This is a genomic window from Chryseobacterium gallinarum (genome assembly GCF_001021975.1).
Classification (GTDB): domain Bacteria; phylum Bacteroidota; class Bacteroidia; order Flavobacteriales; family Weeksellaceae; genus Chryseobacterium; species Chryseobacterium gallinarum.
The window spans coordinates 4,532,606-4,556,921 of the sequence record NZ_CP009928.1 but is presented as its reverse complement, the minus strand read 5'-3'; the positions used below and the strand labels follow the sequence as shown (position 1 = coordinate 4,556,921).

20 protein-coding genes and 1 tRNA gene are annotated in these 24,316 nt (G+C 38.4%); 15 read left to right on the top strand and 6 right to left on the bottom strand.

The features are described 5' to 3' along the window. Nucleotides 1-13: 13 nt before the first annotated feature. The 3 genes from OK18_RS20420 to OK18_RS20410 all read right to left on the bottom strand — a co-directional run bounded on the left by OK18_RS20420 (nucleotide 14) and on the right by OK18_RS20410 (nucleotide 2,981). Complete coding sequence (locus OK18_RS20420) at nucleotides 14-838, bottom strand: AraC family transcriptional regulator (RefSeq protein ID WP_053329210.1); 825 nt, start codon at nucleotides 836-838, stop codon at nucleotides 14-16. A gap of 5 nt (nucleotides 839-843) precedes the next feature. Continuing rightward, nucleotides 844-2,286: an aldehyde dehydrogenase family protein gene (locus OK18_RS20415; RefSeq protein ID WP_228377662.1), complete on the bottom strand. Its 1,443-nt coding sequence runs from the start codon at nucleotides 2,284-2,286 to the stop codon at nucleotides 844-846. A 621-nt stretch (nucleotides 2,287-2,907) separates the two neighbouring features. Further along, nucleotides 2,908-2,981: transfer RNA gene (locus tag OK18_RS20410), tRNA-Arg, on the bottom strand. Between the two features lie 59 nt (nucleotides 2,982-3,040). Here OK18_RS20410 and OK18_RS20405 point away from each other — a divergent pair. From OK18_RS20405 to OK18_RS20395, 3 genes are read left to right on the top strand one after another with little or no spacing between them, the layout of a single operon-like run. Beyond that, on the top strand, nucleotides 3,041-4,087 hold the full coding sequence (locus tag OK18_RS20405) for an ABC transporter substrate-binding protein (protein ID WP_050020326.1): 1,047 nt from the start codon (nucleotides 3,041-3,043) through the stop codon (nucleotides 4,085-4,087). A 42-nt stretch (nucleotides 4,088-4,129) separates the two neighbouring features. Then, nucleotides 4,130-4,774 (top strand): monofunctional biosynthetic peptidoglycan transglycosylase, encoded by a 645-nt coding sequence (gene mtgA, locus OK18_RS20400; RefSeq protein WP_050020327.1) that lies wholly within the window; start codon nucleotides 4,130-4,132, stop codon nucleotides 4,772-4,774. 13 nt (nucleotides 4,775-4,787) lie between these two features. Beyond that, complete coding sequence (locus OK18_RS20395) at nucleotides 4,788-6,824, top strand: recombinase (RefSeq protein WP_053329209.1); 2,037 nt, start codon at nucleotides 4,788-4,790, stop codon at nucleotides 6,822-6,824. Between the two features lie 190 nt (nucleotides 6,825-7,014). Here OK18_RS20395 and OK18_RS20390 read toward each other — a convergent pair whose 3' ends face one another. From OK18_RS20390 to OK18_RS20380, 3 genes are all read right to left on the bottom strand, one after another. Continuing rightward, nucleotides 7,015-7,308: a hypothetical protein gene (locus tag OK18_RS20390; RefSeq protein WP_053329208.1), complete on the bottom strand. Its 294-nt coding sequence runs from the start codon at nucleotides 7,306-7,308 to the stop codon at nucleotides 7,015-7,017. Nucleotides 7,309-7,447: 139 nt separating this feature from the next. Continuing rightward, nucleotides 7,448-8,527: a DNA replication/repair protein RecF gene (gene recF, locus OK18_RS20385; RefSeq protein WP_050020330.1), complete on the bottom strand. Its 1,080-nt coding sequence runs from the start codon at nucleotides 8,525-8,527 to the stop codon at nucleotides 7,448-7,450. Nucleotides 8,528-8,530: 3 nt separating this feature from the next. Further along, complete coding sequence (locus OK18_RS20380; RefSeq protein WP_053329207.1) at nucleotides 8,531-9,286, bottom strand: UbiA prenyltransferase family protein; 756 nt, start codon at nucleotides 9,284-9,286, stop codon at nucleotides 8,531-8,533. Between the two features lie 18 nt (nucleotides 9,287-9,304). Here OK18_RS20380 and OK18_RS20375 point away from each other — a divergent pair, with 18 nt between their 5' ends. The 12 genes from OK18_RS20375 (at nucleotide 9,305) to OK18_RS20320 (ending at nucleotide 24,311) form a co-directional block, all read left to right on the top strand. Continuing rightward, nucleotides 9,305-15,184, top strand: coding sequence for an alpha-2-macroglobulin family protein (locus OK18_RS20375; protein WP_053329206.1), 5,880 nt, complete (start codon nucleotides 9,305-9,307; stop codon nucleotides 15,182-15,184). Nucleotides 15,185-15,228: 44 nt separating this feature from the next. Continuing rightward, the gene (gene eco / locus OK18_RS20370; RefSeq protein WP_050020331.1) at nucleotides 15,229-15,717 is read left to right on the top strand and encodes a serine protease inhibitor ecotin; all 489 of its coding nucleotides are present in this window, start codon (nucleotides 15,229-15,231) and stop codon (nucleotides 15,715-15,717) included. A gap of 438 nt (nucleotides 15,718-16,155) precedes the next feature. Next, nucleotides 16,156-17,574, top strand: a complete 1,419-nt coding sequence (locus OK18_RS20365; RefSeq protein ID WP_053329205.1) for a TolC family protein — start codon at nucleotides 16,156-16,158, stop codon at nucleotides 17,572-17,574. Between the two features lie 12 nt (nucleotides 17,575-17,586). Next, nucleotides 17,587-18,543: an HlyD family secretion protein gene (locus OK18_RS20360; protein ID WP_053329445.1), complete on the top strand. Its 957-nt coding sequence runs from the start codon at nucleotides 17,587-17,589 to the stop codon at nucleotides 18,541-18,543. Nucleotides 18,544-18,607: 64 nt separating this feature from the next. Then, nucleotides 18,608-19,816, top strand: a complete 1,209-nt coding sequence (locus OK18_RS20355) for an ABC transporter permease (RefSeq protein WP_053329204.1) — start codon at nucleotides 18,608-18,610, stop codon at nucleotides 19,814-19,816. Between the two features lie 295 nt (nucleotides 19,817-20,111). Continuing rightward, a complete protein-coding gene (locus OK18_RS20350) occupies nucleotides 20,112-20,567 on the top strand; it encodes a DUF1569 domain-containing protein (RefSeq protein WP_053329203.1) in 456 nt (151 codons plus the stop codon). A 72-nt stretch (nucleotides 20,568-20,639) separates the two neighbouring features. Next, nucleotides 20,640-21,110: a hypothetical protein gene (locus OK18_RS20345; protein WP_050020333.1), complete on the top strand. Its 471-nt coding sequence runs from the start codon at nucleotides 20,640-20,642 to the stop codon at nucleotides 21,108-21,110. A 2-nt stretch (nucleotides 21,111-21,112) separates the two neighbouring features. Continuing rightward, nucleotides 21,113-21,517 carry a hypothetical protein gene (locus OK18_RS20340; RefSeq protein ID WP_053329202.1) on the top strand — a complete coding sequence of 135 codons (405 nt, stop codon included), beginning with the start codon at nucleotides 21,113-21,115 and terminating at the stop codon, nucleotides 21,515-21,517. Then, on the top strand, nucleotides 21,514-21,885 hold the full coding sequence (locus OK18_RS20335) for a VOC family protein (protein ID WP_050020335.1): 372 nt from the start codon (nucleotides 21,514-21,516) through the stop codon (nucleotides 21,883-21,885). Before OK18_RS20340 ends, OK18_RS20335 begins: the two co-directional genes overlap by 4 nt. A 54-nt stretch (nucleotides 21,886-21,939) precedes the next feature. Next, the gene (locus OK18_RS20330) at nucleotides 21,940-22,389 is read left to right on the top strand and encodes a VOC family protein (protein ID WP_053329201.1); all 450 of its coding nucleotides are present in this window, start codon (nucleotides 21,940-21,942) and stop codon (nucleotides 22,387-22,389) included. Between the two features lie 153 nt (nucleotides 22,390-22,542). Continuing rightward, nucleotides 22,543-23,220: a DUF2490 domain-containing protein gene (locus OK18_RS20325; RefSeq protein WP_053329200.1), complete on the top strand. Its 678-nt coding sequence runs from the start codon at nucleotides 22,543-22,545 to the stop codon at nucleotides 23,218-23,220. An 86-nt stretch (nucleotides 23,221-23,306) separates the two neighbouring features. Next, nucleotides 23,307-24,311, top strand: coding sequence for a bestrophin family protein (locus OK18_RS20320; protein ID WP_053329199.1), 1,005 nt, complete (start codon nucleotides 23,307-23,309; stop codon nucleotides 24,309-24,311). Nucleotides 24,312-24,316: the final 5 nt, after the last annotated feature.

The window sequence follows — 24,316 nt, the reverse complement described above, 5'->3', positions numbered from 1 at the left end:
ATTGATTTTTATGCTATGAATGTTTTTTATTTGGCGCATAACCAAATTCTTTTTTGTAGGCAAAGGAAAAGTGGGAGAGGTCCTCGAAACCCAGATCCAAGTATACATCGGATGGCTTCTCTTTTTGCTGTTCGATCAGGAAGCGGGCTGTATCCAGACGCTTCCGCAACAGCCATCTGCCCGGGCTGGTATTAAACTGCTTTTCAAAATCGCGCTTAAAACCGGAAAGGCTGCGGCCTGTAAGAAAAGCAAAACGTTCCATTGGTACATTGTAACGGTAATGGCTGTTCATAAAAGCTTCGAGGTCGATCTTACCCGGTTCATTAAAATCAAACAACACATTTTTAAATGCCGGATTATGCTGAATAAGCAGTAAAACAAGTTCTTTGGCCTTAAGCGACACAATGCGGTCATCCATTTGCTGCTGCAAATAGGGAACCAAGGAATCTACAAAACCTTTCAGCAATGCCCCCGAGTGGATCAGCAGTGCAGCATGGGCATCAATTATGCTGTTGGCTTTCAGTCCGTACTGCTCGCTCATTTCCTTTAAGGTGCACTGATCGATATGCACTGCTATAGATCTGAAACTTCCATCGGTGGTACTTTTTACGTATTTGGTCAGCTGATTGCGTCGGAAAAAGCGGAAGTCACCTTCCCGATAAGAGTGTTTTTGATCAGCAAGCCAGACATCCTGCTTACCCTGGAGAATATAACTGAAGATATGATCTGCTACAAAAGCTTCGCCTTCAATCGTGTTCCCGGAATACGTATTTAGTACTATTCTGGGGCCTGTAGCGGCATCTTTTGCTTTTTCGGAAATATCATTTTTGCATTCCATAACGATTAGCTTATAATTACTTTTGGTTCTAATTGTTCCTCGAGGCCATATAGGCCACCTTCTCTGCCCAAGCCAGATTGTTTAAATCCGCCGAATGGTGCCAATGCATCGTGATAGATCGTATTGATCGAAACCCTGCCTGCATTGATCTGTGCTGCCACTCGTTGTGCCCGCTCCATGTCTGAACTGCTTACATAAGCATGCAGTCCATATATGGTATCGTTGGCAATGGCAATAGCTTCTTCTTCAGTTTTGTAGGTAATAACAGATAATACAGGCCCGAAAATTTCTTCCTGCGCAATTGTCATTTCATTACTTACACCTGTAAATATAGTGGGTTTGACGTAAAATCCGTTCTCTAGTCCTTCCGGCTTGCCCAGACCGCCAACTAAAAGTTCTGCACCCTCGTTGATACCCAGCCTGATATAATGTTGTATCCGGTCAAACTGTTTCTGACTGGCCATTGGCCCAATGACCGTCTGCCCATCTCTTGGATCACCAACTTTTTGTGTAGCCATCGTTTTAAGCAAGATATCTTTAACCTCTTGCAGGTTAGCTTCCGGCACCAGCAGTCGTGTACCAGCAATACAAGCCTGACCACTATTCATAAAGGCCGCATTTATCGCCATCGGTATTGCAGTATCGAAATCCGCATCATCGAGAATAATATTCGGTGATTTTCCACTGAGTTCCAGCGTGACGCGTTTCATGGTGTCCACTGCATTACGCGCAATGATCTTGCCAACCACTGTAGAACCTGTGAACAGAATTTTGGCCACAGCAGGGTGGGTAGACAATACCGTGCCCAAAATGTCTCCGCGTCCATGCACCATATTGATTACGCCAGCTGGAAGTCCAGCTCGGTCGAAGCACTCTGCCAAAACCTGCGACTGCATCGCACTCATTTCACTGGGTTTAATCACTACGGTACAGCCGGCTGCTATCGCAGCAGCCAGCTTCACACATATGGAACCTGAATTGGCATTCCAGGCCGTCATGATCCCAGTTACGCCAACTGGCACCATAGAAACTACAGATTGGCCTATGCGACGTTCGAAACAAAAATCCTTAAGGATTTCCTTGAAGTAGAGGAAAGTCTCAGCGGCATACTGGTTTGACCAGCGAGACCGTTGTACCGTTGCACCATACTCTGTAGTGGTTACTTCCTGCAGATCGTCGAGCCGCTCCATTAGCGCATCATGTAATTGCTGTAGGTAATCCATGCGCTGTTCTCTGCTCGTCTGTGAAAAAGAAGGTAAAGCTGCTGATGCAGCAACTATTGCAGCCTCCATTTCCTGCTCATTACCCAATAAGACATGGCCGATGAGGCTTTCATCCGAAGGATTAATGATATCCATTTTCTCGCTACCTGTCGAAGGCCGAAATTGACCATCGACATAATGTTGGTTAATTATTTTCATTTTATTGTCTTTTAAAACTTCGCTCAATTGCATCGTTATTATTGACACAAAATTACATCGATGCTGTCCTTTAGGGTTTGTTAGAAAGTCCAGATTACTTTGTTGAAAGGCTCAAGTATAATGATTTGGAAGAGTTTTGTTATTAAGAGGAGCGGGACGATCAGACTTGATAGAATGAAGCTACTACCATCAAGAAACATATTGTATGAAAGATATTGATTATAAAACAGGAGATCTCTCTTTGGACTTGAATCAAGCATTTTCAAAAATATTATTAAAAAAAATTAACCGAGAATCTAATAAGAAAAATGAATTTCATTGATAAAAACGTTTCAGTTGAGCAAGCAATTATTCTTCTAGCTAAGAATGGAATTTAGGTAAATGAGAAGGAAGCTAAAATTATATTAGTATCAAAAAATTATGATAAGCCAAAAGAGAAAAAAATACTAGAACCTTAATGGGATTTCAAACCACGCTTCAATGCTGCTGAAATCACTGTTATAGCACTTTTAGACTGACAATTTCAGACAGACTCAGGTTTTTATACGTAAAAATTCAAACCATAACATATCAGATTGTAAAAGTTTGATATATAGATTTTTATGCACAAAAAAAGAGAGACAACTATTTAATAGTTGTCTCCTTAAGTGACCTCGACAGGATTCAAACCTGTAACCTTCTGAGCCGTAATCAGATGCGCTATTCAGTTGCGCCACGAGGCCGTTGTTTCCTTATTGTTTAAAGGTTTGCAAATATAGCACTTTTTTCCGTTCTTTGAAAGATGAAAAAGAAAATTTTACTTTTATTTACGGTTTTTTCGCTAATTACCTGTAAAAGAGAATCAAAAATTTCGTCCTCAGACTGGACTCATATTTCAAGCCGTACCCAATTTAAGGAGCATGATGGAACATTGGAGCTGAAATCAGGAAATTTCACCTATAATTTTAATAAAAATCAGACTCCTTTTAAGAAAATCATTCTTCTGAACGCAAGTATGGCAGGGTATATTTCAGAGCTTGGAGCCGAAAATCTGATTATCGGAGTCTCTAGTCCGGAGTATATTTATTCAGAAAAAATTCAAAACCTTATTAAAGAAGGGAAAATCCAAAATGTAGGAAGTGATCAGAAATATGATGTCGAGAAAATTATCGCATTGAAACCTGACGCTATTTTCACCAATCATATTGCCAGTTTTGAGAATACCTACGAATTACTGAAAAATAACGGAATTCAGGTTATATTCCTGGATGAGTATATGGAACAGAAGCCATTAGAGAAAACAGCCTATATAAAGCTTTTTGGAGAGTTGTTAGGAAAAGAAAAAGAAGCGGAAGCCAAATATGAGGAAATAGCTGAAAATTATAATGAATTAAAAAAACTGGCCCTTACTTCTAAAGAAAAACCTTTGGTTTTAGCCAATGAAATGTATGGTGATGTATGGTATCTTCCTGGTGGAAATACCTCTGTTGCTCATTATATTGCTGATGCCAATGCTTCATATATACTGAAAGATAATAAGGATGAAAAAGCATTAACCATGGGGTTTGAAGAAGTGTTTGCAAAAACTAACGGCGTACAGTACTGGGTAAATGCAGGAAACTATACCTCTAAAAAAGAAATGCAGAAAGTAAATTCCTTATATGGAAAACTAGAAGTCTTCAATAAAGGGAAAATCTATACATTATCAGGGAAAGAAAAACAAAGAGCCAATGACTTCTTTGAAAGCGGAGTGGTAAGAGCCGATTTGATCCTCAAAGATTATATTAAAATTTTTCATCCCGAACTATTGCCCGGTTATCAGCTGACTTATATGAAAGAGTTGCAGTAACCCGGGCGATTGCTTATTTTTGCCTTTCTTTTTATAGAAGTTATGTGGAAAAAAATTAAACAGCTTATCTTCATCATTCTTGTAATGAATGTTGTATTTATTATCTGGGGCAGGTTTTTTAATCCGCCGATTACCATTACCCAGATAGGAGGGCTTTTTGAATATGGGAAACTTCACAGAGATTATATCTCTTATGATGATATGGGGAACAATGTGAAAAAAGCAGTGATCGCTTCTGAAGATCAAAAGTTTTTTAACCATAACGGCTTCGATTATACAGCTATTGAAAAGGCAATGAAGTATAATGAAAAAGGGAAAAAAATAAGAGGAGGAAGTACCATTTCCCAACAGACGGCCAAAAATGTTTTTCTTTGGCAAGGCAGAAGCTGGATCAGAAAAGGATTGGAAGCTATTTATACTTTCATTATCGAGAAAGTATGGAGTAAGGATATTATTCTTGAAAGATATCTGAACTCTATCGAGATGGGACAGGGAGTATTTGGAGTAGAAGCTGCTGCCCGGTATTATTTTGGAAAATCATCTAAAGATTTAAGTGCTTCGGATGCAGCCTGGATTGCCGCTGTATTGCCCAATCCGAAGAAATACGATCCTAAAAATCCATCCCCTTATCTGAGGAAGAAACACAATTGGATCATGAGACAGATGAGGAATGTGAGTTTGAAATAGTATCTTTGTACTAATGAAATTCTTTAATTCCAGCACAAATTTTGAGTCAGTTCTTAAAAAATATTTTTCTTTTAAGAACGAAACCCTTTCTTTAGAACCCTTTGCAGAATTTCTGGAAAGTATAAAAAAGGCGGACTTTACAGATGTGCTCAATTTTCTCAGAAGCAATCCCAATTTTGCGGATAACTTTAAACATTATATCCATAATATTTTTAAAGGAAGGCCTTTCAACCTGTCTCTCACAGAAGCCAATATCCTTTCAGAAAACGCCTTTTTCCCGGAATTGAAAAAAAGGATTCTGAATAAGGTATTACCTCCGGTAGAGAATGAGAAAACGGTTTGGTATATGATCGATAATGTAAGTCTGAGACCTAAAACGGATCTGAAATACCTGCACAACCTTCCCGAAAATGAGATCAATGAGTTTTTAACCCTTCTGGGAGCTTCAGATTTTATTATCAGGCCAAATGTAAAGAAAGAACTTATCTTTTCAATGAATATTCTTTCCTGGCGGGTAACCGGAATGGCGATGGAAGTGGAAGTCGTAAGGATGGCTCCCCAATACAGAAACCTTGATAACCCGTTTTTAGCCCTTCAGAATGAGCTGGAAACACTGGCAGAAGATCTGGTTAATGATCCTGAACTGCAACTGCATTCCAAAGACAGCAGGTACAAGCAAATTAAGATCTATGCAGAACAATGCCTTGAATTTGTAAACATTGCTTTTAAAAATTCTGCCAAATATGGTATTTCGGGAAAGATTAACCAGTCTTTACTGAAAATCCGACAGCAGACAAAGAGGATCTATGAGATTGTCCAGCTGCTGGTGATTGATTCTGAAGAAGATGTGCTGATCAAGTCAAAACAGTTGATTTTCAATATCCTGAACTATAAATCTCATAAAAATAATATTGCTGACCTCATCAACGATAGTACGAGGCTGATCTCCCACCTTATTACCAATCACACAGCGGAAACAGGAGCTCACTATATCACATCCACGCGCAGGGAATATATGACTATGTTTTACAAAGCGAGCGGAGGAGGAATCATAGTGGGTGCACTTTGTGTTTTGAAAATGCTGTATGGCTATATTCCCGGCAGTGACTTTTCACATGCATTTTTGTATTCCATGAACTATGCGATGGGATTTATCATGATTTACCTCATGGGATTTACGCTGGCAACGAAGCAACCGGCTATGACTGCAGCTACGATGACCAAAGTATTATCCGAGGAAGGAAACAGCAAAAGAAACAATACTGAATTTGCACACCTTGTGTCCAAGCTTTTCAGGAGTCAGTTTATTGCCTTTGTAGGAAATGTTTTGCTTGCTTTTCCGGTGGCATTGGCCATCATCTATGGTCTGGATGTCTTTTTCTCACAGAACCTGGCTGTTGACAGATCGGATAAATTATTAAAAGATCTGGATCCTTTTAAATCTAAGGCTATTCTGCATGCCAGTATTGCTGGTTTTTATCTTTTTATTTCAGGAATTATTTCAGGAAATATCGGAAACAACTCCGTGTTTTATCAGATTCCGGAGAGGATTGCCAAAAACCTTTCGATCAGAAGCTTTTTCGGGAAGAAATTTGCAAAAGGACTTTCAAAATATTATGCTAAAAACTGGCCGGGGATTGTTTCCAATTTCTGGTTTGGGGTTTTCCTGGGAGCTACGGCACCAATAGGCTTGTTTTTTGGACTGGATCTGGATATCAGGCATATCACCTTTGCTGCAGGAAACTTTGCATTAGGTCTTTATGGTAAAGATTTCTCAGTAGATTCCTATACCTTCTGGATTTCCTTCTTCACTGTATTTTTAATAGGTTTTTTCAACTTCCTGGTAAGTTTCAGCTTGTCAATGTTCCTGGCTTTCAGGTCAAGAAAAATGAATTTTGGGCAGGTGAGTGAAATCTATAAAGAGATCTTCAGTTATTTTGTAAAACATCCGTTAAAATTTTTCTTCCCATTACGCTCAGGGTTGGATAAACAGGCTAATGATCTGATGAGCAGTACGATTTCCAATAAATCGGAAGAACAGGATCATTAAAATAGGAATAAATAAAGGTTGCCTCATAAGTAATGGAGCAATCTTTTTATTTTAGACTATATTACGATTATACATTCATGATGCCAGAATTTGCTGCTGGAGGAATACCCCGCGGTATCTGAAAAATCAGCGTGAAATTTAAAATACAGCATCAAAGATACATTTCTGATCCTTTACATGATAACGAAAATTAAAGTATCTGCAGATCCTCAAATTTTTCCATACCGAATTTATCCTGAAATTTTTTCAGATAAAAACTTTTACGCATCTGAAAATCATGTTTCAGCAATGGAGAATCTATTTTAATGATGATGCAGCCTTTTTCTATGTTGACACTCCGGATCTCATTGAACAGGCTTTCATCGAGGTAATCTTCTAGAAAATCTTTGATATCAAAAGCCACAAGCTTATCTTCAAAACCATATATTCTGGCAAAGGATTTTACAAGTTCGGAGGATTGGTATTCACGTTTTTTCTTCTTCATAATCGGGAGGAGGAGGTGTGTGGTTCTTAGTTGGTTTGTAAGGTAACCTTACATTGTGAAATTTAAGATTTAAAGTTTAGAATCCAAGGTTAAAGTTGTACTTTTTTCCATATTGGTGAGAATCCTGAATTTTTATAGACTACACTTCAAAAATGATACTTTCTTCATTGATTTTTTTTACAACACTTTCCGTACGTTCCCGGTGTGTATCCGTGATGAATATCTGGCCAAAGCTTTCCCTGTTCACCAATTCGATCAATTGAGAAACACGGGTATCATCAAGCTTATCAAATATATCATCCAGTAAGAGAATAGGGGTCTTTTTAGTTAACTCTTTGACAAGGCTCATCTGGGCAAGCTTTAAGGAGATAAGGAAAGATTTCTGCTGTCCCTGGGAACCGGTTTTTTTGATCAGAACATGATCCATTTCAAAAAGAAGGTCATCCTTATGAATACCTTTCGAAGTGTAGGTAAGCATGCGGTCCCTTTCAAGGCTTTCTTTTAAAAGATTCTCAAAAGTATTTTCCAGTAAGTGAGATTCGTAAATCACTGAAACCGTTTCTTTTCCACCGGAGATGATCTGGTAAAAATTCTGAACAATAGGGTTGAGCTGTTCTACAAACTCTTTTCTTTTATTAAAAATCTTAGTCCCGAACCGGCTAATCGGATCATCATAAATCTCCAGGGAATCCCTGTCCCAGGTTCTGTTTTTGGCAAAATATTTCAATAGGGCATTCCGTTGCTGAATGGCTTTCTGGTATTGGATCAGGTCAAAAAGATATTCAGAATCTGTCTGGGAAATCATCGAATCCAGAAACCTGCGTCTGCTTTCCCCTGAATCCGAAATTAAGTTGGAATCATAAGGTGAAATCATAACACTTGGCAGGTATCCGATGTGATCTGCAAGCCTGTCATAGCTTTTATCATTCTTTTTGATGACCTTTTTAGCTTCTTTAGGCTGGGAAACTCTGATTATATCATCACTGTCCTCATTTTGAATTTCAGCATCAATAGTAAAGAAATCTTCTTCTTTTTTAATATTGTTAACGTCAGTATTTCCCAGAAAGCTTTTTCCCACGGACAAATAATGCAGTGCGTCCAGGATGTTGGTCTTTCCCACACCATTATTACCTACAAAGCAGTTGATCTGCGGGGAAAACTCAAATTTTTTCTCCGAATGGTTTTTGAAATTGTACAGGGAAAGTTTCTTGATAATCATTCGTCAAAAATACTCCATTATTAGCAAAAATAAAAAAGGAAGTGCCGAGCAGGTCTCCACCCCGAATGAAAAATAAGCGTCATCTCTTTTATTTTCAGAGAAATAAATCAAGAAAAAAGTGACAATACAGGAAAGGAAAAAAGAAACCGCATACAGAGGTTTCAGGGTAAAAATCCCGATGATGCAACTTATAAAAACAAGGATGTATGCAATGTATTTTGTATTCTGAACTCCTACCAGCATGGGAAAAGTTTTTACCCTGTCACTGTTCATGTCCCGGATGTCGAACGGAAGCACCAATGCCGTGATATAAAAAAAACTGATCAGAAAAATAGGAATGCTGAATTCCGGAAGCGTCAGCCAGCAATTCACCAGGGCCCAGATCAATCCCACATAAAAAACTTTTAAAAAAGGAATCTTACGGATATACACGTCCAGAAAAAAACTATTGTACAATAGCCCCAGTACTACAATGATAAACCATTTCAGGAGCCTGACCTCATTATGATTATAAATAATTAAAAGAGCACATACTATTCCGGCTACTGCATTCAGAACCAATATCTTAAAAAAATGTCTCGTATATTGGTATTTAGTGTACAGATAGCCACTGAAATACGTAATGAAAATAAAGACTATAGTGGGCAAACGGAATGTGTTTTGCTCTTTCATGAAAAATACTGCAAAAAGAGTTCCCATCAGAGAGACATAAATTTGGCTGTCTATGACAGATTTTTTCAGTATTTTTAATAGGTTCATTTATCAAAAATAATATATATGAAAAGATTTTCCAAGATATTTATGCTTTTGCTTTTAATGCTGGGGTTTTCAAAGGTTTTTGCACAGAAATACTATGATGACCAATGGAAAAAAATCGTAGAAAACAGCAAGAAGGGAGCTTATAAATCTAATCTTCCCGTTATTTTAGACATACAAAATCAGGCGATGAAAGAAAATAATACCCTGCAGCTGATCCGTGCACTGAAAGCGGAATTCAGTATTGTCAACCGGACCGTGGATGATGATCAGAACGATGCCGCATCGAAATTTTTCAGTAAGCTTCAGCAAACAGAAGGAAAACTGAAAGGAGAAGGGAAACTGGTATTCAAAGTGTTACTCAGTAGCTTTTTCCTGGATTATTACAACCAGAATTCCTGGAAGATCAACGGGAGGACCAATATCAATTCACAAGACCTGTCACAGATTGAAACCTGGAGCAAACTTGATTTTAAAAACTATTTAACCAAAACCTATCAGGAGCTGGATCAGCAGAAGCCTGAAATGAAGGCGGTTGCCCTGGAGAAATATAAAGAAGTGTTTTCGGGTACCAAAGATATCACTTATTTCCCAACTCTTTTTGATTGGTATTCCTTAAAGAAAATCAGTTTTTTAGCAGATAACGGCCTTTTTACTAAAAATGAACTTGCTGAAAATCGTGTTTCTGTGAATACCATTTTTGATGAGTTAATTGCGAAAAACGAAGGAAACTCCAGGCTGTATTTCATGAAAGAAAAGCTGGTAGAAAACTGCAATTTCAACCAGTGTAAAGACAGGCTTGAGCAACTTCAGAATCTGTTAAAGTCAAATGTAGAAGGCGATTATAAAGTACTCATCATGGAAGATATCATGAATGAGCTGATTACCCAAAAGAAAAATAAAGAAGCCATTGCAGTGGCTGCACAGGCAAAAAGCCAATACCCCAAATCCCCTTTTCTGGGAAATATCAGAAATAAAGAGGAGCAGATTATCACTCCGTTGCTCAATATCAGATATGAACAGCAGACTCAGAGCAATATGCCGGTTCATCTGGTGGCAGAATATAAAAATGTATCTGAGTTTTCTTTAAACATTTATGAAGTAAAAGAGGATTTTACTTCTCTGCTGCAGTATATTCAAAACTCGTATGCCGATATTTTCGGACGGATCAAAAAGAACCTGGTGCGAAAGGAGACCTATCAGCTTTCCGATCCTAAAGATTACCAGGTTCATAAAACTTCATTGGAAATACAACCCCTTCCTGCCGGAGCGTATGTTGTAGAATATTCCGTGGCGGGTGACGGTACAAAGGAGAATAATTCCAGACAGAATTTTTATTTTTTGGTTTCCGGGAATACAGTCATTTATCAGACCAAAACAGACAATAACCCATTGTCCAATGAACTGAAATTAGTAAACAGCGAAAACGGGAAGCCTGTAAGCAATGAAAACCTTATTTTCTACGAGTTTGTTTCTAATAAAACTTTGAACAAAGTGGATGGAAAAACTAACGAAAAAGGGGTTTTCAAATTTCCTTCCACCGCCAATAAAGAATATTACAGGACCTTTTTGATCCGTCAGCCAAAAACCAATGACTTCCAGATGATGCAGGTATATGGAAGCAATGGTGTGGAAAATTTTAATCCTAACAAAGATTCTCGTAAAACAATACAGATATTTACAGACAGGGCTATTTACAGACCAGGCCAGACCGTCTATTTTAAAGTCATCAATACTCAGCTGAATAAGGAGGTAGAATCTGTATTACCGGGCCTTAAGCAGAAAATTACTTTATTGGATGCCAACAGCCAGGAAGTTTCTTCACAAGATTTTACCACCAATGAATTTGGTTCTTACCATGGAAGTTTCATCCTGCCAAAAGGTCAGCTGAATGGTACCTTTTATCTGAAAACAGAAGGCGATCCGCAGGGATATAAGGATTTCAGAGTGGAAGAGTACAAAAGACCTAAATTTGAGGTTACTTTTGAACCTGTAAAAGAAGAATATAAATATGGCCAGACGATAGAGCTGAAAGGAAAAGCAATGATGTTTTCCGGAGTGGCCTTAAATAATACAACCGTTCATTACGAAATCAAAAAGCATAACATCAGATGGAAATATTTCTGGTGGTATCCACAAGACGATGATGACAATGAAAATTCAATTCTGGGAGAGGTGAAAACCAACGAAAAAGGAGAATTTGTAATCCGTCTTGATCTTAAAAAGGATGAAAAGCTGGAAGGTATTCAGGTTGATAACTATGAAATCAATGCTTCAGTTACCGATATCAACGGAGAAACGCAATCTGCCGATACTCAGCTTAAAGTAGCTTCTGTCTCCCATTACATCAAAGCAGATGAAATTAAGAATACCTTTAGCGACGAAAATGTAAAGCTAAAAGTAGAAACAAAAAATTATAATGAACAAATCCTCAGGAAGCCTTATCAGGTAAAATTATCCAAACTGACAGCCCCGGACAGAATTTTCAGGGATAATTTCAAATCTGCAGTTCAGGATCTTCCGAAATATTCAAAAGAAGAATTTATCAGAAGGTTTCCTCATGATTTATTTGATAAAAATGATGATATCAAAAACTGGAAGACCGAAAAAGTGATTGTAGAAAGGCAACAACAGCCAACAGCAGATAAACTTGATTTGGGGAAACTGGAGGCAGGAGATTACCGGCTGGAACTGTTCAATATTGAAGGAAAAGATACGATCAGGACTTCACAAAATTTCAGTGTCTGGGATAAAAGCACATTGAAACCGGGACAAAAAACGTTCCTGACCGTTATTGCCCCGAAAGAGGAAGTTTCAAGGGGAGAAAAAGTGAAAATCTATGTGTATTCAGCCATTCCGGATGCATTAGTGAATGTTTTTGTTCAGGATGGTTCAGGAAAAACAATTTCTGAAACTCACCAGCTGAAAAAAGGAATATTGGAATATACAGCTGATATTCCAAAAGATAAAAGCGTCTCAGAACTGAATATCCAGTTTCAGGTAGTTGCATTTAATGATGTGAATACACAGCCTGTTTCTTTAAAAATAAAAGATACTGAGAAACCTTTGAAAATTGAAACCATTACCTTCAGGGATAAACTGGAACCTAACTCTAAGGAAAAATGGACCGTGAAAGTAACCGGAAATGATAAAGAAAAGATCAATGCTGAAGTATTGGCCAATATGTACGATATGTCGCTGGATCAGTTTGCAGAAAATACATATAGCTGGGATAAATTATATGTGCCGTTTAAAATCATTACCTCTTATGCTATCAGAAATTATCTTTTGCAGAAGGGGTACCAGAAAAGATTTAAGTATTTCAACGGTTCATATGTAGAGGTTCCAAGCTTTAATTGGTTTGATGGCAACCTGCTTTCTTCACTCCAAGGAAGAGCAGCAGGAATTACTGTTGCATATGATAGCGTTATGCCGGCACCTTCTGCTATGGCAAGAAATAAAAATATTGAGGAAGTTGTGGTGACAGGATATAGTAAAAGAGCTGTATCAAAAGAAGCTGGAGAAGTACAACAGGTTGAAGCAGATGTTGAAAACCAGGCGGAGCAAAAAGAAAACCTGGAAAAAGTCCCTGTTCGCCAAAACCTGAACGAGACTGCTTTCTTCTATCCTGATCTTAAAACAGATGCTGAAGGCAATGTCAACTTTGAATTCACCTCTCCTGAAGCCCTTACAAAATGGAAACTGATGTTCCTGGCTCATACCAAAGATGCCAGAGCTGCTACCCTGGAAAAAGAAGTAGTGACCCAAAAAGAATTCTCAGTAACACCGAATTATCCAAGGTTCTTAAGAGAAGGAGATGAGCTGAACCTACAGTCAAAGCTATCCAACCTTAGCAGCAAAAAACTAAGCGGTTCTGCCGAATTGAAGATATTAGATGCCTTTACCAATGAAGACATTTCTTCAAAATTCGGAGTAACCTCAGGAATACAGAACTTTGATATCGCTGAAAACGGAAACGGAGCATTAACCTGGAAACTGAAAGTTCCTGATAATGTTTCTTCCATTATTTTGAAAATAGTGGCCAAAGCCGGAGCCTTTTCCGATGGAGAACAACAGGCAGTAGCAGTACTGCCCAACAGAATGCTGGTTACGGATGCCGTTCCTGTTTTTGTAAAAGAAGGAGAAACGAAGACCTTTGTTCTGGACCATCTTAAAAATAATACTTCCACAACGGCTTCTAATGTTTCCAACACCTTAGAATTAACCACCAACCCGATCTGGGAGATTATGTTTGCGCTTCCAAGCCTGAAAAATGATCCAAACAGATCTGCAGATGTAATTTTCAATAAATGGTTTGCCGATGTACTGGCTGCTGAAATATTCAAGGCCAATCCGAAAATGAAAACTGTTTTTGAAGAATATCAAAATAAAGGACTACTCAACTCAAACCTTGAAAAGAACCAGGAACTGAAACAGCTATTGCTGGAAGAAACGCCCTGGGTGCTTCAAAGTAAAAATGAAGAAGAGCAGATGCAGAAATTAGCATTACTCTTTGATGCAAATACGATGAAAAACTCCATTCAGCAGGATTGGGATGAATTAAAAAAACTTCAGAATCCTGATGGCGGATTCTCATGGTATTCAGGATACCCGAGTTCTTACGGGACTTCTTTGTATATCCTTAAAAACTTAGGGAAAATCAACTTCTGGTTAAAGGATAATGTGAAAGACTATCAAAGCTCTGAACAAAAAATCCTGGTAGCAAAACTGATTCAGTATGTTGATAATGAGATCAGCAAATACTGGGATGTAAAGAAAGATAATGTCTGGAGCAACTGGGCACTGGATTATCTGGATACCCGGAACTATTGGGAAAAAGAACACCCGTTGAAAGGAAGTGGGGCAAATTTGAAAACCTTGGTAAAACAAAAGGCAAAAACAGCAAAAATCACAGACTTTACTTTCTTCGGATTACATCGTGCAGCATTGCTGATGAACGACTACGGTCTGAAAGATGTATCTGATAAATTGATGACCTATCTGAAAGAAACTTCTACAGATACCAAAACACAAGGAGTCTACTGGAAGCAAAACTTTAATGACTGGGGATGGTTTGGTTCAAAAGTAGTGAATCATGCCGGTGCATTGGAAGCATTCAACAAATTAAAAGCCAATGACCAGCAGTTTATCGAAGAGATGAAGATCTGGCTGGTGACCCAGAAAGAAGTCAACGCATGGGGAAGCTCGAGAGGAACTGCTGAGGTTATCTTTACGATACTTAATACAGGAAAATCCTGGACAGGAGGAGAGAGTGACAAAGCTACTGTTGTCTGGGGTGGAAAAGAATTGTCACCGCAAACACAGGCTACGGGCTATGTGAAATCTACCGTGAAAACAGACATAATCAATAAAGATCTGGGAACCGTTACCGTAACAAAACCGGGGCCGGGAATTGTACAGGGCGGACTGTTCTGGCAGTATTATGAAGACCTGGACAAAATTAAATCCTCTGAAAACTATATCTCTGTGACGAAAGAACTTTATAAAAAAGTGAAAACTGTAAACGGTGAAGAACTTCAGAAAATATCCTCCGGAACTCCATTAAAAGTAGGAGATAAGGTGACGGTAAGAATGATTTTAAATACAGATCGTCCGATGGAATTTATTCATATTAAAGATATGAGGGCCGCAGGATTTGAACCATTAGATGCTTTATCGGGGTACCAGTGGAAAAATAATTTAGGCTATTATCAGTCTACAAAAGATGCTTCCACTAATTTCTATATTCAATACATGCCAAAAGGAAAATATGTGTTTGAGTATGACGTGGTTGCCAATGCTTCCGGTAAATTTTCCAACGGGATTACCACCATGCAGAACTATTATGCCCCACAGATGAATGCCCACACAAAAGGTACAGGGGTTCAGATTTTGGAATGATTTTTGGCTATAGGGTAGTAATTAAAATTTTAAAACCCAATAAAATGAAATTTTCAAAAACTTTAATTACAGGATTGGTATTGATGGCGGGTGTAACTGCTTTCGCTCAAAAGAAAGCTGAAAAGTTTGAAAAACTGCAGATTGAAATGTTCCCGAAAGCTAAAGAAGGTTATAAGCAAGTATATATTCAGCTTCCGATAGCAAAAAATGAAAATGATTTAAAAGTAGAAGTTTTCGTTGGAACCGAAAAAATGTTAGACTGCAATAAATACTCCTTAATGGGAGAAATGAAAAGCCAGGATCTTCAGGGATGGGGGTACAACTATTATGAAGTGGAATCCAAAGGAGAAACAGCAGGAACATTGATGGCCTGCCCGGAACAAAAGCTGACTAAAAAGTTTGTTACCTTAAAACCGGAAATCGTAAGGTACAACAGTAAACTTCCATTAGTGTTTTATGTGCCTAAAGATATTGAAGTCCGTTACAGGGTTTTACGCCCTGATGCCGCAATGAAAAAGGCAGTTCAGAAGTAAAAATATGCTTATTATAAACGAAAGGCTCTCTGCAGTGGTGTGGAGGGCCTTTTTTGTGTAAAATATGGATGTTTCCATCTGTTGGTTTTCTTTGAAGTAAATGAATAGTACGATTGGTTGTAGTAATTACAGCTGAAAAGTAACTTCCGGCTTCCCGCCACAAAGGACGAAACGTTTCTGAAAATTTTATATTTTTTGTTTTTACATTGTTTATCCTCCGTCATTTTTTTAAACAGAACACAGCATCAATGAAAATTAAGTCAACATTTTTTACAATAAAACTTCTTTTAAATTAAACTTAAACAAACGGGATATATCCATGATCAATAGTGTATAATGATTAAACATATTTTAAACTTGCTTTAAATTCACAGCTTTGTTGAATTATCTATGACGAATTAAACAATTTTTGCATTATATTTGTTATAAACATAAACCATGAAAAACAATTTATTGATTTTTGCGTTTAGTTTTTTTGCTTTTCCTGCTGTAGGCTGGGCACAGTCTGCGCCGGATTTTAAAGAACTTTTAGATAGTGCAATGGTTCGGGACTCGAGCCTTAAAATGCAGATTACCCAGAATAAACTTACCGATCTTGATGAACACAAGCTGAAAGATATCTTTCTCCCTACATTGGAACTAAGCGGTAAAGCCGGCTATCTGAATGGAACAGCAAGACTGACGTCACCGGAAATTAACTTAGCCCCTTTCATCAATATCCCGGAAGGTGCCTTCAACAATAACTTTAACGTATCAGGATTTTCAGGTGTTGCCAAAGCAGATGCCAAAATGCTGCTGTATTCCGGAGGAAAAGTGAAGTATCTGAAAAAAGCAGTGGAAGAAAAGAAAAAGTCTGAAGATATTTTACTGGAAAAAACAAGGGATGAAGTGGTGGCTACTATTTCTAAAGCTTACGACCAGCTGGCCCTGATTCATCAGTCCAGAAAAGTACTGGACGAAAGTACAAAAAGGCTTGACATCAATAAAAAGACTGCTGATAAAGCCTTAGGGTATGGATTGATTACCCCATATGATCACAAGAAAATTGAACTGGCTCAGGCTACTCTGAATGCAAAAGTAGTGGAATATGAAGGAAAAAAAGAACTCCTTCTGACACAGTTGTATATCCTGACAGGAATCAGCAAGGAAAGACTAAGGCTGATAGATCCTGTTTTATCTCCGGTAGAACTATTGGCTGCGGAAAAAGGAATCGAGCAGAGAGCCGAAATCCGGGCGCTGGAACATGGGATCAACGCTGCCGATTATAAAATAAAGGCCGAGAGAACATGGATGATCCCTAAAGTGCAGCTGATGGCTTCAGCTTATTATATAGGATTATATGGAAACAGGATTAAAAGTTCAGAAAATATCATTCCGGCTGTTCCATTGCTTGGTTATGAAGGAAAGAAGCTGGACTGGAGTCCGAATAATGTCAATATTTTTCCATTACTTACTGCAGGAATAGGCTTTAAATGGGAAATCTTTGACGGAAAAGAAGGAAAACATGCTGAAGAAACAGCAAAAGTGGGAAAAGAAGTCCTTCAGAATCAAAAAGAAGATGCCCTGAAAAAATTATCCCTGAACCTGGCCAATAATCAGACCAATTATGATATTGCTACTGCACAGATCGCCTTGAAAGCCAAAGAAAAAGAACTGGCAAAAAATGCTTTGGTGCAAGCTGAAAAAGAATTCCGGTATGGGATGAGCAAATCATCCCAGCTTATTGATGCAGAAAATGATCTGGAAGTTGCCGAACTGGAATATCAAAATGCCATTTTCAATCAGAGAAGAGCGGGAATAGAACTGATGAGATCTACCCAGGAACTGGATATCACCAAACTTTATTTAATCCCTTAAAAAATTAAAATGATGCTTAAAAATATATCTATACTCTTTGCTGCTCTGTTTTTTTTAGGGAGCTGTAATCAGAAAAATGAAAAAATAAAAGAACCGGAAGGGAAAACAAAAAAAGACGTTATCTCGTTTGCTCCGAAAGTAACCGGAAGAATCTTAAAAATATTTGTCTCTGAAGGGCAAACTGTGAAAAAAGGGGATACCCTTGCACAGCTGGATGTTCCGGAGGTTTCTGCAAAAATAGCGCAGGCACAGGGAGCGGTAAATGCAGCAACGGCTCAGGAGCAGATGGCGAAAAACGGCGCTACGGCAGATCAGATGAGACAGCTTCAGGCAAAATACAAAGGCCTGAAAGAACAATATGAATTTGCTCAAAAATCGTACAGAAGGGCAAACAATATGTTCCGTGACAGCCTCATGTCTCCACAGGCCCATGATGAGGTCTATGCCAAACTGCAAGGAGCAAAAGCACAATACGATGCTGTAGTGGCAGAACTGGATGATGTGAAAAGAGGTACCCGCTTCGAAAAAGTGGAAATGGCGGCAGGGCAGGCTTCCCAGGCTAAGGGTGCGCTGCAGGAGGCTAATGTGGCCTATTCTGAGAGATATATTATTGCCACCAATGATATGGAAATAGAAACCATCAGCCTGAATACAGGAGAACTGGCAACAGCGGGGTTTGCATTGTTTAACGGATATATTCCTGAAAGTACCTATTTCAGGTTTACCATTCCTGAAAGTGCTATTTCAAAATATAAAAAAGGACAGGAAGTTAATATGCAGGTGGTTTATAATAAAGAAAACCTGACAGGAACTATCGTATATATCAAACAGCTGACAAAATATGCGGACATTACAACAGCTTATCCTGATTATCAGCTGCAGGATGCAATCTACGAGATCAAGGTAAAACCAAAAGATATGAATAAGGCTAAAAATATTTTAGTCAATGCAAATGTTATTTTGAAATAAAATAGAGTCGGGATTTAATTATAGCTATATTCTCTTCAGGCTTTACAACAATAAATATAAACAGATGAAAGAATTTTTCCGTCTTTTAAAACGTGAGTTCAAACTTTTTATCGGCAATTCTACCTTAAGGACAGTGTTCTTTCTGGCACCGGTCTTTTATGCCACTTTGCTGGGGTTTGTTTACAAAAGCGGGAAAGTTGAAAATACCCCTGTGCTGGTTATTGACAGGGATAATACTCCGTTGTCCAATCAGCTGACTGAGATGCTGGATGACAATAAAAGCATCAAAATTATCAGATACCTGCAGGAACCTCTGAGTATTAAAGATGAGGTGATCAGGCATGAAGCGGCAGCAGTTGTCATTATTCCTTCCCGGTTTGAAGGAGATATGCTTCAGAAAAAATATCCTGAACTGAATGTGTATATCAATACAGGAAACGTCTTGACGGCAAATTTTGCTTCCAAAGCTCTTCAGCTTACGATAGGAACGTTTTCCGCCGGAGCTTCAATCAAGGCATTGCAAAAAGCAGGAATGCCGGCAGCAAAAGCCGCTACACAATATGAGCCTTTTAAAGCCAATTATATTACATTATTCAATACCACAGGAAACTACCTGATCTTTATGTGGCCTGCCATGCTGGCCGTTGTTCTGCAGCAGGTTATCCTGTTGGCAATGGCAGTAAGCTTTGCAGCAGAATTTGAAAGAGGATCATTTGTAAAAGAATATATAAAAATGAAAAGATGGGCGTTTCCTACAATGCTGATCAAAGTAATTCCGATCTGGGTATTTTCAATTCTTATCGTAAGTATCTATTACTTTATGCATATGATTTTCAGGGTTCCGATGCCCGAAGGAATACTCAATTTTATCCTTCTTACCTCTGTTTTTGTAGGATCAGCTTCATTTTTGGGAGTATTCATCAGTATACTGATACCGAATGCCTTGAAGGCAACCCAGATTCTTATGGTAATTGCTTCCCCTGCATTTATCATCAGTGGTTTTACCTGGCCGCTAAGTGCAATGCCTGCCTTCGTTCAGTTTATTGCCAATATAATTCCGTTAACTCCCTTTTTACAGGCCTTTAAAATTTTATTGATTCAGAAAGGTTCTGTAGAACTCACCTTTCCTTACCTGGAACACCTGAGCGTTCTGGTAGTAGTCTATGCTATTCTGGGCTGGATCGCACTAAAGATTAAGCTGTGGTTTATTTTTAAAAATGCTGCTCCTCAGGAAATAGCAGTTGAGAATGTGTCTCATGAGGATGGAGAGTAAGAGTGCTGACTTCTGCTTTTCCGGCTGTTTGTTGCCGGTTTTCTGGTTGCTGGTTTTGTGATGAAGATATGGTTACAGGAGATTTGTCAGGATACCAAATGTTAGGCTACAACAGATAATTATACCATTTGCTGAAACTCTAATCATTTTTGTCGTCATTTTACTCTTTCAGTTACTATTTTGGTATTATACTTAATCACCAGCCGGTCCCGTAATGCATCACTGTAATTTTTAACAGACTTATACAATCAAACAAAAAAACTGATATATTTGTCAACAGTTAATTAGAAAAAATATGGAAAACGTATTTGATGCAAAAGATGCTCAAAGCTATATTGATAGAATACATAAGCTTGTGGAAGATACCCATGGATTATGGGGGAAAATGACGGTAGACCAGATGCTGGCGCATTGTTGTGTAACCTATGAAATGGTATACGAACCGGAAAAACATAAAAAACCGGGAACCATAGCAAAATTTATATTAAAAACTTTTGTGAAACCTAAAGTGGTGGGTGAAAAAGCATATCCGAGGGATTCTCCTACAGCACCCCAGTTTTTGATTACGGGAAGAAAAAACTTTGAAGAAGAAAAAACCAGGTTGATCGGATTTATTCAAAAAACCCAGCAGCTTGGTGCTGAAGCCTTTGATGGTAAGGAATCTTTTTCCTTCGGAAAATTAAGCGCACAGGAATGGAATAATATGTTTGCCAAACATTTGAACCACCACCTGTCACAATTCGGAGTTTAAAATAATCGGATGGAGTATATGCAACTATTCAATTGTTATGATACTCCATCTGTTTTAAAAATAAAAATAAGAATGAATAAACTTGTATTCTTTTTCATCCTGGCAACCCACCTGGTTTGGGGACAAATGCCGGATATCTCCAATGTATGGCTGAATAACAGCAAACCCTATATCGGTACCATCGGAAGCAAAGGACAGGAACTGAAACTTAAAATCAATACTTCCGAACAGAATAAGAAAAATGATCAGGAATACTTTGTATCAGGATATTCTCTTGTAGATACCAATTATACCAGATTCGAAGGGAAGATCACCATTCTGAAGTATAAAGATGCCAAGAGACAGGGAACTGTTTTCGGTGAATATGAGCTGGCGGAAGAGAATAAAGGGAAACATTCGGGGCTGTTTAAAGGAAAATTCGTGTATAACCTCAAATGGAATAAGAAAACCGAAAAGGTAGAAGGACAATATATTGAACTCACCGGTGACTGGAGAAGCTATGACGGTACACTAGATTTTAAAACCCGTTTAAAAAACCAATAGCCATGTTGAGACGCATTTTGGCAGTAGTCGTAGGGCTTATTACGGGCTCTGTCTGTATCACAGCAATTGAAAATATAGGACATTACTTTTATCCGCCTCCTGCAGAATCCATGAACGGAGACATGGAAGCATTGAAAAAGTATGTTGCTGAGGCCCCTTTCATGGCTTTGTTTTTTGTCATTCTGGCATATGCAGCAGCTGCCTTTGTTTCGGGATTTACCGCTTCAAAAATTGCCAATAATGGAAAACCAGTTGCAGCCATTGTCTGTGGAATTATTTTTTTACTGATGTCTATTTATATGATGTCTATTGTACCCACTCCCATCTGGTTCTGGATTTTGGGAATACTTGTTTGGGGACTGGTTTTCGCAGGACATTCATTCGCTTTAAAAACAAAAAGAATATGAAATTAGGTGCATTCTCAATTAGCTTAAGTGTGAAAGACCTTCAAAAGTCTAAAGATTTTTATGAAAAATTGGGCTTTACTACAATGGGTGGAGGTATGGAGCAAAATTACCTGATTATGAAAAACGGAAGTACCCTGATCGGTTTATTTCAGGCTATGTTTGACGGAAATATGCTGACTTTCAACCCTGGTTGGGATGAAAATGCCCAAAACCTGGACGCTTTCGATGATGTACGAAGTATACAGAAACATTTGAAGGAAAACGGAATAGAGCTGGATAAAGAGGCTGATGAAAATACTTCAGGCCCTGAACATATCTACCTGAAAGATCCCGATGGAAATATGATTCTAATAGATCAGCACAGGTAATTCTATATAAATCATCTGAAAGCTTATTAAAACTTAACTTATAAAAAAACAATCATGGCAACAGTAAACGTTTATTTAACATTTAACGGAAATTGCAGAGAAGCATTTGATTTTTACAAATCTGTTTTTGGAGGAGAATATCCTTATATCGGAACTTTTGGAGAAATGCCTCCAGTGGAAGGTAAAGAAACTTCCGAAGAAGATAAAAACAAAATCATGCACGTCTCTCTTCCGATTTCGAAAGAAACAATCCTGATGGGTAGCGATACCGCCGGAGAATGGGCATCCCGGTTTAAACTGGGAAACAATTATTCAATTTCCATTAATGCAGAATCCAGAGAAGAAGCAGATAAGCTGTTTAACGGACTTTCTGCAGGAGGACAGGTAACCATGCCAATGGAAAATACTTTCTGGGGAGCTTACTTCGGTATGTTTACCGATAAGTTTGGCATCAACTGGATGGTCAATTATGATGATCCTGCGAAAATGCAGCAGCAACCATAATTTTTAATGTGGAATTATAATACACGCCGGCAGTTATTCTGCCGGTTTTTTAATCCTAGCATATGGAAGACAGCTCTCTATGAAATATTACTTGTTATTATTGATTTAAATTATTAATTTTGTTAAAACGATAGATAATAGTAATTGACAAACATGAGAAAGGTTTTTACAAAGTGGGCGGTTACCTTATTGAGTCTGGGATCAGTATCTCTCTATGCTCAGAAAAATGAGCTGGGAGCCTGGTATATGTATTTTGGAAATAACAAAATCAGCAAGAAACTGAACTGGCATAATGAAATCCAGTATCGTAATTTTGATGCCATCGGGGATCTGGAACAGCTTTTAATCCGTACCGGGATAGGATATGACCTTACGGAAAACAATAATAACGTTTTGCTGGGATATGGTTTTATTCTGAGCCAGCCTTATGTAAATGGTGAAAAGAAAGAGAATATTGAACACCGGATTTTTCAACAGTATATTACCAAACAGAAATTCGGGCGTTTTAATCTTCAGCATCGGTATCGTTTGGAAGAACGTTTTCTGGAAGATGATTTTAGAATGAGGTTCAGGTATATGCTGGGACTGAATATTCCGATTACTCAAAAAGAGATGCTGCCGAAAACATTTTATGCATCCGTTTATAATGAAATCTTCCTGCACTTCGACAGTCCTGTTTTCGATCGTAACAGGGTATATGGCGCATTAGGATATGTTATCAATAAAAATATGCGGATTGAAGCGGGATATATGAATCAGCTCCAGGAAAACAGAAACCGCGGGCAGATCCAGATTGGTTTTTATAACAATATTCCGTTTACCAGAAATTAATAAGAACCGTACTTTGCTGGATGCCCGGATGATGGAAAAACGGTTTTGTAAAAAATCAATACATTAATACAATAAAATAAACACATATGCATTCAGGAAAGAGATTTGGAGCACGCGAATTTGCGAAATGGACGCGCCACAGTATTTATGCCTTAACATTATTATCAGCCATTCCTACTGTTTTATACTTTTTAGGCTGGAAATTTCTTTCAGTGCCCTGGCAGCCTATAGCTATCATGGGAACGGCAGTAGCCTTTATCGTGGGGTTTAAAAACAATGCCAGCTATAGCAGGCTTTGGGAAGCAAGGCAGATTTATGGAGCCATTATCAATGATAGCCGTAGTTTCGGTTATATTCTGAGAGATGCCCTTGCCTCAAAAAATCCCCAAAAGGTAAAAGAAATGTTTCTTCGCCATTACGCATGGCTTACAGCACTCAGATTTCAGCTTCGGGAACCCAGGGCATGGGAAAATATGGGAACTGTCCAGTTTGATGAATACTCCAGGAAATATGATATTCCGGAAAGACTGACCCGGTTGGACGAAGAGCTGAAAAAATATTTATCAGAGCATGAGCTTCAATATATTTTAAGCAAAAAAAACAGGGCAACACAGCTGATGGCAAGCCAGAGTAAAGAACTATCTGAAGCGTATGAAAAGGGAGAGATCAACGATTTTCAATGGACACAGATCAATCAGCAGTTGGTGAAATTTACTGATGACCAGGGAAAAGCCGAAAGAATTAAGAATTTTCCTTATCCGAGGAACTTTTCTTCTATCACAACGTACCTTCTCTTACTGTTTATTCTCTTTGTACCGTTCGGACTATTAAAAGAACTGGATAAGCTGGGTGACGGTACGGCTTTAGAAGGATGGACATTATGGTTTAATATTCCGTTTTCATTACTGGTAACGTGGTGTTTTCATACATTAGACAGTGTAGGCGAAGCTTCTGTAAACCCCTTTGAAGGTAGCCCGAACGATGTTCCGATCACCCAGATCAGCCGGACGATCGAAATTGATATGAGAGATATGCTGGATGAGTCTGATCTTCCGCCGGCTATTGCTCCGAAAAATAATATTGTACTTTAAGATTA

Bases quoted from the DNA above. Each gene is read 5' to 3' on its own strand.
- OK18_RS20340 (WP_053329202.1), top strand. From the start codon at position 21,113: ATGTTGAGACGCATTTTGGCAGTAGTCGTAGGGCTTATTACGGGCTCT.
- OK18_RS20325 (WP_053329200.1), top strand. From the start codon at position 22,543: ATGAGAAAGGTTTTTACAAAGTGGGCGGTTACCTTATTGAGTCTGGGA.
- eco (WP_050020331.1), top strand. From the start codon at position 15,229: ATGAAATTTTCAAAAACTTTAATTACAGGATTGGTATTGATGGCGGGT.
- OK18_RS20335 (WP_050020335.1), top strand. From the start codon at position 21,514: ATGAAATTAGGTGCATTCTCAATTAGCTTAAGTGTGAAAGACCTTCAA.
- mtgA (WP_050020327.1), top strand. From the start codon at position 4,130: ATGTGGAAAAAAATTAAACAGCTTATCTTCATCATTCTTGTAATGAAT.
- OK18_RS20345 (WP_050020333.1), top strand. From the start codon at position 20,640: ATGAATAAACTTGTATTCTTTTTCATCCTGGCAACCCACCTGGTTTGG.
- OK18_RS20330 (WP_053329201.1), top strand. From the start codon at position 21,940: ATGGCAACAGTAAACGTTTATTTAACATTTAACGGAAATTGCAGAGAA.
- OK18_RS20320 (WP_053329199.1), top strand. From the start codon at position 23,307: ATGCATTCAGGAAAGAGATTTGGAGCACGCGAATTTGCGAAATGGACG.
- OK18_RS20375 (WP_053329206.1), top strand. From the start codon at position 9,305: ATGAAAAGATTTTCCAAGATATTTATGCTTTTGCTTTTAATGCTGGGG.
- OK18_RS20420 (WP_053329210.1), bottom strand. From the start codon at position 838: ATGGAATGCAAAAATGATATTTCCGAAAAAGCAAAAGATGCCGCTACA.
- recF (WP_050020330.1), bottom strand. From the start codon at position 8,527: ATGATTATCAAGAAACTTTCCCTGTACAATTTCAAAAACCATTCGGAG.
- OK18_RS20405 (WP_050020326.1), top strand. From the start codon at position 3,041: ATGAAAAAGAAAATTTTACTTTTATTTACGGTTTTTTCGCTAATTACC.
- OK18_RS20395 (WP_053329209.1), top strand. From the start codon at position 4,788: ATGAAATTCTTTAATTCCAGCACAAATTTTGAGTCAGTTCTTAAAAAA.
- OK18_RS20350 (WP_053329203.1), top strand. From the start codon at position 20,112: ATGGAAAACGTATTTGATGCAAAAGATGCTCAAAGCTATATTGATAGA.
- OK18_RS20355 (WP_053329204.1), top strand. From the start codon at position 18,608: ATGAAAGAATTTTTCCGTCTTTTAAAACGTGAGTTCAAACTTTTTATC.
- OK18_RS20390 (WP_053329208.1), bottom strand. From the start codon at position 7,308: ATGAAGAAGAAAAAACGTGAATACCAATCCTCCGAACTTGTAAAATCC.
- OK18_RS20365 (WP_053329205.1), top strand. From the start codon at position 16,156: ATGAAAAACAATTTATTGATTTTTGCGTTTAGTTTTTTTGCTTTTCCT.
- OK18_RS20380 (WP_053329207.1), bottom strand. From the start codon at position 9,286: ATGAACCTATTAAAAATACTGAAAAAATCTGTCATAGACAGCCAAATT.
- OK18_RS20360 (WP_053329445.1), top strand. From the start codon at position 17,587: ATGCTTAAAAATATATCTATACTCTTTGCTGCTCTGTTTTTTTTAGGG.